Below are 12,790 nucleotides of genomic sequence, written 5' to 3'. Positions count from 1 at the left end.
AAGCTGCCCTTAGCTGTCGAAGCGCCCGAGCAGCGGCTGCGTTCGAGCTGTCGGTCGGGCCAGTAGCAGCTGGGCGGTGCCGATGGTGCGTTCGAGGAAACCGCCTTCGCAGTAGCACAGGTAGAACTCCCACAGCCGCAGGAAGTAGTCGTCGTAGCCCAGTTCGCCCAGGCGGCCGTGGGCCCGGCGGAAGTTTTCGTGCCACAGGCGCAGGGTGCGCGCGTAGTGCAGGCCGAAGTCCTCCATGTGCAGCAGGTTCATGTCGGTTTCGCGGCTGACCACGTCGAGCATTTTCTGCACGCTGGGCAGGGCTCCGCCGGGGAAGATGTAGCGCTGGATGAAGTCGACCGTGTTCTTCGCCTGCTCGTAGCGCTGGTCACGGATGGTGATGGCCTGCAACAGCATCAGGCCGTCGCTCTTGAGCAGGTGCGCGCACTGCTTGAAGTAGTTGGCGAGGAACTGGTGGCCGACCGCTTCGATCATTTCGATGGACACCAGCTTGTCGTACTGGCCGCCGAGATCGCGGTAGTCTTCCAGTAGCAGGGTGACCCGGTCTTGCAGGCCCAGGCTGTCGATACGTTTCCGGGTGTAGGCGAACTGTTCCTTCGACAACGTGGTGGTGGTGACCTTGCAGCCGTAATGCTGCGCGGCATAGATCGCCATGCTGCCCCAGCCGGTGCCGATCTCCAGCAGGTGATCGCCCGGTTGCAGGTCGAGCTTCTGGCAGATGCGTTCGAGCTTGTTCAACTGCGCCTGTTCCAGGGAGTCCTCGGGGCTGAGGAACTGCCCGGCGGAGTACATCATGGTCGGGTCGAGAAACTGCTCGAACAGCGCGTTGCCCAGGTCATAGTGCGCCTCGATGTTCTTGCGCGAACCCTTGCGAGTATTGCGGTTGAGCCAGTGCAGGGCCTGGACGAAGGGGCGAGCGAGCCTGGCCAGGCCGCCCTCCATGGCATCGAGCACGTCGAGATTGCTGACAAACACCCGGACCACGGCGGTCAGGTCAGGGGTGCTCCAGTAGCCGTGGATAAAGGCCTCGCCGGCACCGATCGAGCCATTGCCGGCGACCATGCCCCAGGCCGCCGGGTCGTGGATATGGATCTCCCCCAGCAGGCTTTCGCCGACGGTCCCGAACAACTGGCGCTCGCCGTCCTCCACCAGCAGCAACTGGCCGTGGCGCAGGGTACCGAGCTGGCGCAGCACGCCCCGGCGCAACAGACTGGTGGTCAGGGTGTTGGTGCTGAACAGGTTGGCTTTGGTCACCAGGCTAGAACTTTTCATGACGCTTTTCCTTGAAGTGTTCCTTGTTTTGCGCGGCGGCAATACCAAAGGGGCCATCGGCGGCCTGGTGGGAGAAGATCGGCGTCCGTTTGAGCAGCAGACGCAGGGCCTGCCAGTAGATCGCCAGGCAGGTCTTGGCGGTCATCCAGGGAAAGCGCCACAGGTAGCGGTGCAGGCTGGCGCGACTGAGGGCTTCGTGTTGCAGGTTGAGGGTGGCGTCGAAGACCTTCCGTTCACCCTGCCAGTCGGCCATGTGCACGCCCAGCCGTTCGGCGGGCTGGCTGAAGCTCATGCGGTATTCCAGGTCCCGTGGCAGGAACGGCGAGACATGGAACGCCTTGGCCACCGCGACATGCTGGTGGCCCTCGCCATCGGCGGGCAGCACATAGTGGTAGCGCTCGCCCCAGGGCGTGTTGGTGACTTCGCAGAGGATCGCCGCCAGGCGCCCGTCGGCATCGAAGCAATAGAAGAAGCTCACCGGGTTGAACGCCAGACCCCAACTGCGGGCCTGGGTCAGCAGGCGCACGGCACCTTGCGGAGTACGCCCGAGAGCCTGGGCGACCTGTTCGCGTACCGCCTCGATCAGCGGCATGCCCTGACGGGTCCAGGTGCGCAGGTAGTCGGTTTCGCGGAAGGCGAAGGGCGCAAAGCGACTGCGTCCGGCCAGCGCCGACAGCCCGAACACCTGGTTCTGTTCGGCGAGGTCCAGGTACAGCAGACCGATGCGGTAGCGGAAGGCATGGGCCCGTGGCGCAAACCGGCGGTGGGCGATCCAGCCGCTGTACAGGGCGCTGTTCACAGGTATTCACCGAAGGCCCCGGCCACGCGCAGGGCGCTGTTCACGCCGTCTTCGTGGAAGCCGTTGGCCCAGTAGGCACCGCAATAGTAGGTATGTCGTTCGCCATACAATTGCTCCCAGCGATTCTGCGCGGCAACGGCGGCCAGGCTGTATTGCGGGTGGGCGTAGGTGTAGCGGGCCAGAACCTTGCTCGGATCGATAGCGGCAGTCTGGTTGAGGCTGACACAGAAGGTGGTGTCGCTGCGGATGCCCTGGAGAATATTCATGTTGTAGGTCACGGCGGCCAGGCGCAGGCCATCGCCGCCGAGGCGGTAGTTCCAGCTGGCCCAGGCCAGCGGGCGGTCCGGCAGCAGGCGGGTGTCGGTGTGCAGCACCACCTCGTTGTCGGCGTAGGGCAGCGCCCCGAGAATCTGCTGCTCGGCGGCACTCGGCTCGGCCAGCAACCCGAGGGCCTGGTCGCTGTGGCAGGCGAACACCACCTTGTCGAAGCGTTCGCTGCCGGCGGCGCTGTGGATAACCACGCCCTGGCCGTCACGCTCGACCCGGGTCACCGCACAGTTGAGACGAATGCGCTCGCGGAAGCCGGCGATCAACGGCTCGACATAACGACTCGAACCGCCGTCGATCACCCGCCATTGCGGTCGGTTGCTGACCGACAGCAGGCCGTGGTTCTTGAAGAACCGCACGAAGAACTGCAGCGGAAAACCGAGCATGTCCGCCAGCGACATCGACCAGATCGCCGCGCCCATGGGCACGATGTAGTGCTGGATGAAGCGCTCGCCATAACCGCCGTCATGCAAGTAGGCGCCGAGCGTGGTGTCGGCGGCGATGCGTTGCTGTTGCAGGTCGTCGAGGGCCTGGCGGTTGAAGCGCAGGATGTCGCGCAACATGCCCCAGAAACCGGGTGACAACAGATTGCGGCGCTGGGCGAACAGGCTGTTGAGGGTATTGCCGTTGTATTCGCGGTCGGCCGCCGGATCGCGTACCGAAAAACTCATCTCGGTGGCTTTGTAGCCCACGCCGAGCTGGCCGAGCAGGCGGATGAAATTCGGGTAGGTCCAGTCGTTGAAAACGATGAAGCCGGTATCGATGGCGTACTGCTTGCCATTCACCGTGACGTCCACCGTATGGGTATGCCCGCCGACCCAGTCGGCGGCTTCGAACAGGGTGATCTGGTGATTGCGGTTGAGCAGGTAGGCGCAGGTCAGGCCCGCGATGCCGCTGCCGATCAGGGCGATTTTCATGAGGGGTCCTTGTCCTTGCCGCCATTGCGCGCCATGCGCTTGCCGATCGCCAGTTGCAGGCGCTTGGGCAGGCGCGACAGTGGCCAGAGCCCGGCCATGAACAACGCCGGGAAGCTGATTTCCAGCGGGTGTTTGTGCAGTCTCTCGCAGATGTAGTCGGCGGCCTTGTCGGCCGGCCAGCTCACGGGCATGGGGAAATCGTTCTTCTGCGTCAGCGGTGTGTCGACGAAACCGGGGCTGACGATGGTGACGTCGATACCCTCGTGGGCCAGGTCGATACGCAGGGATTCGAACAGGTAGCGCATGCCGGCTTTCGAGGCCCCGTAGGCTTCGGCGCGGGGCAGCGGCAGGAAGGTCACGGCGCTGGCGATACCCACCAGGTGCGGTTCGCTCCCGCCCCTGAGCAGGGGCAGTGCGGTCTCGATACAGTAGCTGCTGGCAAGCAGGTTGGTGCGCACCACCCTTTCGACGATCGAGGCATCGAACGCCTGGGCATCGACATATTCACAGGTGCCAGCGTTGAGAATCACCGTGTCGAGATTGGCCCAGGCCTGCTTGATGCGTTCGCCGATCTCGCGCACCTGCCGGCTGTCGGTCAGGTCGCCGGGAACCAGCAGCACCTGGCCCGGATAGCGCCTGTCGAGGGCTTCCAGCGTTTGCACATTGCGGGCGCTGACGGCCAGTTGGGCACCGCTCTTGAGCAACACTTCGGCCATGGCGGCACCTATCCCGCTGCTGGCGCCGGTCAGCCAGATCCGCCTTGCGGGGGGGCGGCTCATGCGACTCTCCTTTTCAGCCACGCGGTGGCGTGTCCGAGCAAGGGCAGGTGGTCATAGAGCAGGGCCCCGGCATCGAAATAGTCCCGGTGGCGATAGACCTTGTGGATCCACAGCAGATGGGAGCAACCCTCGACATGGATCGGCTTGCCCCTGGCCAGCCTGGGATGGCGATAGTTCATGCTCCAGCGGAGATAGCCTTCGCCTTCGCGGACCTGGTCGAGCCCATGGAAATCGAAGTTCAGCTCGCAGATGTTGCTGTACATATCGGCGAAATAACGCTGCAGGTCCGCCAGGCCGCTGACCTCGTGCAACGGGTCGGTAAACAGCACGTCGGTGCTGTACAACTGGTCGAGCAGGTGCAGGTTGTTCTTGTCCAGGGCACTGAAGCGCTGGACGAAGTGGTGCAGGAAGTCACTCATGCACGCCTCCGGCATCCAGCCGCGACGGCAGGTTTCTGAAAGCGGCCAGGGCGCGTTCGCGGCTTTTTCCCAGGTCGACGATCGGCCGTGGATAGTCGGCGACGCCGAACAGGTCGCCAAGGGCTGCCGGGTTGTGCACCTCCTTCTTGTTCAGCCCCGCCAGTTGCGGCAGCCAGTGCTTGATGAACAGGCCTTCGCTGTCGAATTTCTCCGACTGGCTGATCGGGTTGAAGATGCGGAAGTAGGGCGCCGAGTCGGTGCCGGTGGACGAACTCCACTGCCAGCCGCCGTTGTTGGCCGCCAGGTCGCCGTCGATCAGGTGGCGCATGAAGAAGCGCTCGCCTTCGCGCCAGTCGATCAGCAGGTTCTTGGTCAGGAACATCGCCACGACCATGCGCAGGCGGTTGTGCATCCAGCCGGTGTCGAGCAGTTGGCGCATGGCCGCGTCGATGATCGGCAGGCCGGTGCGGGCCTCCTGCCAGGCCGCCAGCTCCTGTGGGGCATCGCGCCAGGCCACGGCTTCGGTTTCCGGGCGGAATGCCCGGTGCCGCGAAACCCGTGGATAGCCCACCAGGATATGTTTGTAGAACTCGCGCCAGAGCAGCTCGTTGATCCAGGTGACGGCGCCGATATTGCCGCTGTCGAATTCGCCCTGGTTGTTCTGCAGTGCGGCGTGCAGGCACTGGCGCGGAGAGACCACGCCGGCGGCGAGGTAGGCGGACAGTTGGCTGGTGCCGGGTTTGGCCGGGAAATCCCGTTCACTCTGATAATAGTCGATCTGCTGGTCGGCAAAGCTGTCCAGGCGCCGCCGGGCTTCGGCTTCTCCTGCGGGCCAGAGGTCACGCAGGGCCTGGGGCGGTGTTGGAAAACCGGCGATTTCAGCGGGAATCGGGTCACTGCCCAGGCTCAGCGGCAACTGCGCCCTGGGTGCTTCGACCATGGCCGGCAGCGCGCCGTGCAGGCGGCTGTAGCAGACCTTGCGAAACTGGCTGAAGACCTGGAAGTAGCTGTCGGTGCGGGTCAGTACACTACCGGGCTTGAAGAACAGTTGGTCCAGATAGCTGTGAAAGCCGATGCCGTGGGCTTCGACGGCCTTGGCCACGGCCTGGTCGCGACGGGTTTCGTGTACGCCATATTCTTCGTTGAGATGCAGGGCTTCGATTCGCAGGTCCTGGCACAACTCGAGCAGGACCGCGGGGACCTGGTCCCAGGTATCGGCATGGCGGATCAGCAAGGGGATATGGAGGGCGGCCAGGGCCTGGCTCAGTTCGCGCAGGTTGCGCAGCCAGAAGTCGATCTTGCACGGGGCATCGTCGTGGGCTTGCCACTGGGCGGGTGTCAGCAGGTACACCGCCGCCGTGGGGCCGCGCCGGGCAGCGGCGGTCAGGGCGGTGTTGTCATGCAGGCGCAAGTCGGTGCGCAGCCAGAACAATTGCATAGTCATTCCTTGGGCCATGGGCGAGAGCACTAGAGCAGTCCGAGCCGGGTCAGGCCCTGGTGGGCTGATAACGGGTCTTCGGCCAGGCTCACATCAGGGTTCTCGTCGCTATATACGGACAGTTCGGCAAAGTGGATGCACACCGCGGCACCGGCGATCAGCTTGGGGCGACCGATACCGCTGAGCAGCCGGGGCAGGCCGGTCAGGTTCAACGCCTTGCTGGAATACAGGACCACGGCCCGGGCCTTCAGGTGCTCGACGGCCAGGGCCAGTTCGCCGGGCGGCAGCGGCCAGTCGAAGACCTCCACCGGGCAGTCGGCGCTGCTGGCCAGCCAGGCGGTCAACCACAGCTGCGGTTCCAGTGGCAGGTCCGACTGGTTGACCAGCAGCAGTGGCGCGCCCTTGAGCTGGCGATTGTTGTGATAGATCCGCGCGCCGAGCTTGCTGCGCAACCAGGAGTAGAAGAAGGCCCGCTCCATCTGCCCGCCGAACTGGCTCTGCCAGCGTTGTTCGAGTTCCGCCAGCAGCGGGATCAGCAACTGCTCGCAGACCGTGCGGGGCGGGTACAGCGACATCGCCTGGTTGAAGCTTTCATCGACCTGGCGTTCATCCAGTCGGGTGATGGCCCGCACCAGATTGTGGTGCAGGCGGTGCCAGTCGTTTTCCGGGGCTTCGGCGAGCGGCTGCGGGGCGTCGAGCAACTGCTTGACCTGGCGCACGGCCACGCCGCGATTCAACCAGGTGAGGATCGCCTGGATGCGTTGCACGTGTTCGGCACAAAACAGCCGATGGCCCTTGGGCGTGCGGTGCGGCACGATCAGCCCGTAGCGCCGCTCCCAGGCCCGCAAGGTGACGGCATTGACGCCGGTCTGCCGGGCCACTTCGCGGATCGGCAGCCAGCCGGCGGCCAGTGCGCCGGCATAGTCGGGATTGGCTTCGTCGTCTTCGGCAATGGACATGGTCAGATCGCGTTCCGCAGGCTGAGGTTTTCCGGGTGGGGTTGCAGGTAGACCTGCAGGGCCACGTAGGGATCGGGGTATTGGCGGAAGTGGTGCTTGAGCAGGGTCAGCGGCACCACCAGCGGGATGATGCCGAGGCGGTACTGGCCGATGAGCTGTTGCATTTCCTGCTTGTCCGCGGCGCTGAGGGATTGCTTCAGGTAGCCGCTGAGGTGTTGCAGGACATTGGTATGGGTACGGCGGGTCGCGCATTTCTTCAGCGCGGCCATCAGTTCGCTGAAGTAGCGCGGGCCGATCTCGTTCGGATCCGACTTGCCCATGCTGCCCAGCAGATGGCCGAGGACCTTGTACTGCAACGGGTTGTGCGCCATCAGCAGGTACTTGTAGCGCGAGTGGAAGTCGGTCAGGCCACGGCGACTCAGGCCGCTGGCGCACAGCTCCTGCCAGGCGGCATAGGCGAAGACCCGGGTCAGGAAGTTTTCCCGCAACACCGGATCGTTCAGACGGCCTTCTTCTTCCACCGGCAGGTCGGGGTGCCGGGCGCAGAAGACCTGGGCGAATATGCCGCGGCCGGCGTGTTCGGCGGGGCGGCCGCGATCCTGGTATACCTTGACCCGCTCCAGCCCGCAGGACGGCGATTTCTGCATGAAGATATAGCCGCAGATATCCGTGAGCTCGCCCGCCATCCGCGTGCCGTAGTCGGCCAGCGCCTCGGTCACGTCGTTGTCGGGATGAACCGTGCCGACGGCCTTGGGGCGCTGCGGATCACCCACCAGGCGAATCGGTTCGCGGGGTGTGCCCAGGCCGATCGCGACTTCCGGGCAGACCGGCAGGAAATCGAAATACTCGTTGAGGGAGCGGCTGCACAGTCGCGACTCCTTGTGCCCACCGTTGTAGCGCACCTCGGCGCCCATCAGGCAGGCACTGATGGCGATCTTCGGTTTGCGCAGAGTTGTGGTGGGCAGGGACATGGGCGAACCTCGGAGATTTATTTGTACAAGCTGGTTGGCGTGTACAACTAAATTTCATCATAGGTTCTGTATTGTACAAGTCAATTTTTTTGTACAGGTTTTCCTTGGGGCAGCTATTTCCAGCCCATCCGCCAGCTGGCGGCGTCCTGCAGGGTCTGCCAGGCGACGCGTTGATTGCGTCGGGTCAGCACCGCTTGCAGTTCGAGTTCCAGTACCGTGCCGATCTCATCGCAGAACAATTCGGTGACCAGGAAATGTTTTTCACGGTTTTGCGGGCGGGCTGCTGTCCACTTCGACAGCAGCAGCTTGCGTGGATTGATCCGATTCACGCCAGGTGTTCCAGCAGCCGGCGGGCGGCTTCCTGGCCGCTGAGCCAGGCGCCTTCGACACGACCGGACAGGCACCAGTCGCCACACACGTACAGGCCCAGGTCGGCATCGGCCAGGGCACCCCATTCGCGCGCACCGGCCGGGCGGGCGTAGAGCCAGCGATGGGCGAGGGTGAAGGTCGGGGCGGGCATGGTGATGTGCAGCAGTTCGGCGAATGCCCCGTGCAGGTGTTCGATCACGGCTTCCCTGGACAGGTCCAGGTGCTGTTTGCTCCAACTGCTGGTGGCATGCAGGACCCAAGTGTCGAGCTTGTCGTCGCGTCCCGGTTTGCTGCGGTTGCGGGCCAGCCAGTCGAGCGGGCTGTCCTGTACGAAGCAGCCTTCCATCGGTGTATCCAGCGGGGTCTCGAATGCCAGGGCAATGGCCCAGGTCGGCTCCATCTGTACCCCGGCGGCGGCCCCGGCGAGTTTCGGCGCGGCGGCGAGCAAGGCGGTGGCCTGGGGCGCCGGCGTGGCGATGATGACGTGGCTGAACGGGCCGTGGGTGAAACCTTCGGCGTCCTGCAGGTGCCAGTGCTGTTTGCCGCGGAACACTTCGGTGATGCGGCAACTGAAATGGGTTTGCAGGTCCCCCAGCAGGCCGCGGGTGATGGCGCTCATGCGCGGGGCGCCGACCCAGCGGGTCTGCTCGTCCGGCGACAGATTCAACTGGCCGTTCTGCCAGGTGTAGAGCGTCGGGTCCCATTCGGCGACCCAGCCCTGGCTCTGCCAGCGTTGCACTTCGTTGACGAAACGCCGGTCGCGGGCGGTGAAGTACTGTGCGCCCAGGTCCAGCGATCCGGCGTCGCTGCGTTTGCTCGACATGCGTCCGCCGCTGCCGCGGCTTTTATCGAACAGTTCGATGGCGTGCCCGGCATCCTGCAAGGCGCGGGCGGCTGAGAGTCCGGCGATACCGGCACCAATTATTGCGATAGGTACAGTCATAGGGGCCTCGTTACCTGTCTGCACAGACTACGCCGTCGGTAAAACCTGTACAATCTTGATTTTAGGTATAAGTTGCGACCTTCCTGTCGTCTGAAGCTGTCCTATTGTTAAACACATATTCTGTCGAGAAGAAAAGAGCCCTGTTTATAAAAATAGACTAACGCTCCCGACAAAACGTTACGCGAGGACGCTTTCATGCACATATTGCTGACAGGCGGTACTGGTTTGATCGGGCGCCAGTTGTGCAAGCACTGGTCGGCACAAGGACACCGCTTGACGGTCTGGAGCCGTCGGCCCGACGAAGTGGCCCGTCTGTGCGGGTCGCAGGTACGTGGCGTGCGCCATCTGGAAGACCTGGCTGGTGAGCCGTTGGATGCGGTGATCAACCTGGCCGGTGCACCGATTGCCGACCGCCCCTGGACCCACAGGCGCAAGGCGTTGCTGTGGAGCAGCCGGATCCAGCTGACCGAAACCCTGCTGGCCTGGCTCGAGGGGCGTGAGCAACGCCCGGCGGTGCTGATCTCCGGCTCGGCGGTGGGCTGGTATGGCGATGGCGGCGAACGTGAATTGACGGAGGATTCGCCGCCGGTCAGTGAGGATTTCGCCAGCCAGTTGTGCATCGCCTGGGAGGAAACCGCGCAACGCGCGCAGTCCCTGGGTATCCGTGTGGTGCTGGTACGAACCGGCCTGGTGCTGGCTGCCGAGGGCGGCTTTTTGTCGCGCCTGCTGCTGCCGTTCAAACTCTGCCTGGGCGGGCCTATCGGCAATGGTCGGCAATGGATGCCGTGGATTCATGTGCAGGATCAAATCGCCCTGATTGATTTTCTTCTGCACCGCGACGACGCCAGCGGTCCTTATAATGCCTGTGCCCCGAAACCGGTACGCAACCGTGCGTTCGCCAAGGCCCTGGGCGAGGTGCTGCATCGCCCGGCGGTGATCCCGATGCCGGCCCTGGCGTTGCGGGTTGGCCTGGGCGAGTTGTCGCTGTTGCTGCTCGGCGGCCAGCGCGCGGTGCCCCATCGCCTGTTGGCGGCGGGCTTTGTATTTCAGTTTACCGATCTGCCCGCGGCCCTCGACGATCTGTCGGGTCGCCTCTGACATAGGACATTGCATGACCGATCACGCGCTGCTACTGGTCAACCTGGGTTCGCCGGCTTCCACTTCGGTTGCGGACGTGCGCAGTTACCTCAATCAGTTTCTGATGGATCCGTATGTGATCGACTTGCCGTGGCCGATCCGGCGCTTGCTGGTGTCGCTGATCCTGATCAAGCGTCCCGAGCAGTCGGCCCATGCCTATGCCTCGATCTGGTGGGACGAGGGCTCGCCGCTGGTGGTGCTGAGCCGGCGCCTGCAGCAGCAGATGAGCGCCCAGTGGAGTCAGGGGCCGGTGGAGCTGGCCATGCGTTATGGCGAGCCGTCGATCGAGACGGTGCTGACCCGGCTGGCCGGCCAGGGCATCCGCAAGGTGACCCTGGCACCGCTGTATCCGCAGTTTGCCGACAGCACGGTGACCACCGTGATCGAAGAGGCCCGGCGGGTGGTGCGCGAGCGCAGGCTCGATGTGCAGTTTTCCATCCTGCAACCGTTCTACGACCAGCCGGAGTACCTCGATGCGCTGGTGGCGAGCGCACGGCCGCATCTGCAGCAGGGCTTCGATCACTTGCTGCTGAGCTTTCATGGTTTGCCGGAGCGCCACCTGACCAAGCTCGACCCCACCGGCAGTCATTGTTTCAAGGACGCCGATTGCTGCAGGAACGCCTCGCCGCAAGTGCTCGCGACCTGCTACCGCGCCCAGTGCCTGCGCACAGCGGCGGCGTTTGCCGAGCGCATGGGGCTGGCCGAAGGGCAGTGGTCGGTATCGTTCCAGTCGCGGTTGGGTCGTGCGAAGTGGATCGAACCCTACACCGAGGCACGTCTGGACGAGCTGGCCAAGTCCGGGGTGAAGAAGATCCTGGTGATGTGCCCGGCATTTGTCGCCGATTGCATCGAGACGCTGGAGGAGATCGGCGATCGCGGACGCGAGCAGTTTATCGCGGCGGGGGGCGAGGCGTTGGTGCTGGTGCCGTGCCTGAACGATGAACCGCAGTGGGCGGCGGCGTTGAATACGCTCTGTGAGCGGGCGCCGCTGGCCCTGTAGAGGCAAATCGTGGAAACCCTGCTGAACCTTGTAGGAGCCGGCTTGCTGGCGATGGCAGCGGTGCGGTTTTCTGTCAAACCGCGTCGCCTGGATCGCCAGCAAGCCGGCTCCTGCAGTTCTGTGTTGAATCGCAGATCTGCGTACAACACGGCACCGTAAGAGCAAACATGAGCCTTACAACAATGGCTCGTCGCCTTTCTTGTGTTTCCAGCCGTCATTGCCCGGCAGCAACAGGTTCAGCGCAATTGCCACCACGGCGCACAGGGCGATGCCCTTGAGGCCGAAGTCGTCCGGCCCGGTGCCGGTGCCCACCAGCACGCCACCGATACCGAAGACCAGGGTCACCGAGACGATCACCAGGTTGCGCGCCTCGCCCAGGTCGATCTTGTGGCGGATCAGGGTATTCATCCCCACCGCGGCAATCGAACCGAACAGCAGGCAGAGAATCCCGCCCATCACCGGCACCGGGATGCTTTGCAGCAGGGCGCCGAACTTGCCGATAAAGGCCAGGCTGATGGCGAAGATCGCCGCCCAGGTCATGATTTTCGGGTTGTAGTTCTTGGTCAGCATCACCGCGCCGGTCACTTCGGCATAGGTGGTGTTGGGCGGACCGCCGAACAGGCCGGCCGCGGTGGTGGCAATGCCGTCACCCAGCAGGGTGCGATGCAGGCCCGGCTTTTTCAGGTAGTCGCGACCGGTCACGCTGCCCACGGCGATCACCCCGCCGATATGCTCGATGGCCGGGGCCAGCGCCACCGGAACAATGAACAGGATTGCCTGCCAGTTGAACTCCGGTGCGGTGAAGTGCGGCAGGGCGAACCAGGGCGCGGCCGCGATCTTCGCGGTATCGACCACGCCGAAGTAGAACGACATCGCAAACCCCACCAGGACCCCGGAGATGATCGGCACCAGGCGGAAGATGCCCTTGCCGAACACCGCCACGATCAGCGTGGTCAGCAGGGCCGGCATCGAGATCAGCATGGCGGTCTGGTAATGGATCAGTTCGGATCCGTCACCGGCCTTGCCCATCGCCATGTTCGCGGCAATCGGCGCCATCGCCAGGCCGATGGAGATGATCACCGGACCGATCACCACCGGCGGCAGCAGCCGGTCGATGAAACCGGTGCCCTTGATCTTCACCGCCAGGCCCAGGAAGGTGTAGACGAAACCGGCCGCCATCACCCCACCCATGGTCGCCGCCAGGCCGAACTGGCCCTTGGCGAGGATGATCGGGGTGATAAAGGCGAAGCTCGAGGCGAGGAACACCGGCACCTGACGCCCGGTGACCAGTTGGAACAGCAGAGTCCCCAGGCCCGCCGTGAACAGCGCGACGTTGGGGTCGAGGCCGGTGATCAGCGGCATCAACACCAGGGCGCCAAAAGCCACGAAGAGCATCTGTGCGCCAGACAGCACCGTGCGCCAGAGCGGGTCGTTGAACTCATCCGGCATGT

The 12,790-nt window shown here is 64.1% G+C and carries 13 protein-coding genes; 2 read left to right on the top strand and 11 right to left on the bottom strand.

Annotated elements, in window-relative coordinates; all coding sequences use genetic code 11:
* Positions 1-9 precede the first annotated feature (9 nt).
* The 10 genes from HX851_RS44410 to HX851_RS44365 all read right to left on the bottom strand — a co-directional run bounded on the left by HX851_RS44410 (position 10) and on the right by HX851_RS44365 (position 9,202).
* On the bottom strand, positions 10-1,281 hold the full coding sequence (locus HX851_RS44410; protein WP_177065992.1) for an SAM-dependent methyltransferase: 1,272 nt from the start codon (positions 1,279-1,281) through the stop codon (positions 10-12).
* Positions 1,268-2,080, bottom strand: coding sequence for a DUF1365 domain-containing protein (locus HX851_RS44405; protein WP_177056271.1), 813 nt, complete (start codon positions 2,078-2,080; stop codon positions 1,268-1,270). Before HX851_RS44405 ends, HX851_RS44410 begins: the two co-directional genes overlap by 14 nt.
* The gene (locus tag HX851_RS44400) at positions 2,077-3,324 is read right to left on the bottom strand and encodes an NAD(P)/FAD-dependent oxidoreductase (RefSeq protein WP_177065991.1); all 1,248 of its coding nucleotides are present in this window, start codon (positions 3,322-3,324) and stop codon (positions 2,077-2,079) included. Before HX851_RS44400 ends, HX851_RS44405 begins: the two co-directional genes overlap by 4 nt.
* The gene (locus tag HX851_RS44395) at positions 3,321-4,103 is read right to left on the bottom strand and encodes an SDR family NAD(P)-dependent oxidoreductase (RefSeq protein WP_177065990.1); all 783 of its coding nucleotides are present in this window, start codon (positions 4,101-4,103) and stop codon (positions 3,321-3,323) included. The genes HX851_RS44400 and HX851_RS44395 overlap by 4 nt, the downstream gene beginning before the upstream one ends.
* Entirely contained in the window at positions 4,100-4,522 is a 423-nt protein-coding gene (locus HX851_RS44390) for a nuclear transport factor 2 family protein (RefSeq protein ID WP_177056268.1), read from the bottom strand. Before HX851_RS44390 ends, HX851_RS44395 begins: the two co-directional genes overlap by 4 nt.
* The gene (gene phrB / locus HX851_RS44385) at positions 4,515-5,960 is read right to left on the bottom strand and encodes a deoxyribodipyrimidine photo-lyase (protein WP_177056267.1); all 1,446 of its coding nucleotides are present in this window, start codon (positions 5,958-5,960) and stop codon (positions 4,515-4,517) included. Before phrB ends, HX851_RS44390 begins: the two co-directional genes overlap by 8 nt.
* A 29-nt stretch (positions 5,961-5,989) precedes the next feature.
* Positions 5,990-6,919: a MerR family transcriptional regulator gene (locus HX851_RS44380; RefSeq protein ID WP_177056266.1), complete on the bottom strand. Its 930-nt coding sequence runs from the start codon at positions 6,917-6,919 to the stop codon at positions 5,990-5,992.
* A gap of 2 nt (positions 6,920-6,921) precedes the next feature.
* Positions 6,922-7,890 (bottom strand): YbgA family protein, encoded by a 969-nt coding sequence (locus HX851_RS44375; RefSeq protein WP_177065989.1) that lies wholly within the window; start codon positions 7,888-7,890, stop codon positions 6,922-6,924.
* A 113-nt stretch (positions 7,891-8,003) separates the two neighbouring features.
* Positions 8,004-8,219: a TIGR02450 family Trp-rich protein gene (locus tag HX851_RS44370; RefSeq protein ID WP_177065988.1), complete on the bottom strand. Its 216-nt coding sequence runs from the start codon at positions 8,217-8,219 to the stop codon at positions 8,004-8,006.
* Positions 8,216-9,202: an NAD(P)/FAD-dependent oxidoreductase gene (locus tag HX851_RS44365; protein WP_177056263.1), complete on the bottom strand. Its 987-nt coding sequence runs from the start codon at positions 9,200-9,202 to the stop codon at positions 8,216-8,218. Before HX851_RS44365 ends, HX851_RS44370 begins: the two co-directional genes overlap by 4 nt.
* Positions 9,203-9,397: 195 nt before the next feature.
* On the opposite strand from HX851_RS44365, the gene HX851_RS44360 reads away from it, so the two are divergent.
* A complete protein-coding gene (locus HX851_RS44360; RefSeq protein ID WP_177056262.1) occupies positions 9,398-10,300 on the top strand; it encodes a TIGR01777 family oxidoreductase in 903 nt (300 codons plus the stop codon).
* Positions 10,301-10,313: 13 nt separating this feature from the next.
* Positions 10,314-11,339 (top strand): ferrochelatase, encoded by a 1,026-nt coding sequence (gene hemH, locus HX851_RS44355; protein WP_177056261.1) that lies wholly within the window; start codon positions 10,314-10,316, stop codon positions 11,337-11,339.
* Between the two features lie 174 nt (positions 11,340-11,513).
* On the opposite strand, the gene HX851_RS44350 is transcribed toward hemH, so the two are convergent.
* On the bottom strand, positions 11,514-12,788 hold the full coding sequence (locus HX851_RS44350; protein WP_177056260.1) for a uracil-xanthine permease family protein: 1,275 nt from the start codon (positions 12,786-12,788) through the stop codon (positions 11,514-11,516).
* Between the last annotated feature and the right edge of the window lie 2 nt (positions 12,789-12,790).

The sequence above is a fragment of the Pseudomonas gingeri genome, from assembly GCF_013385635.1.
GTDB classification, from domain to species: domain Bacteria; phylum Pseudomonadota; class Gammaproteobacteria; order Pseudomonadales; family Pseudomonadaceae; genus Aquipseudomonas; species Aquipseudomonas gingeri_A.
Note: the sequence above shows the minus strand (reverse complement) of the source record. Positions and strands in the feature narration are given on the sequence as shown.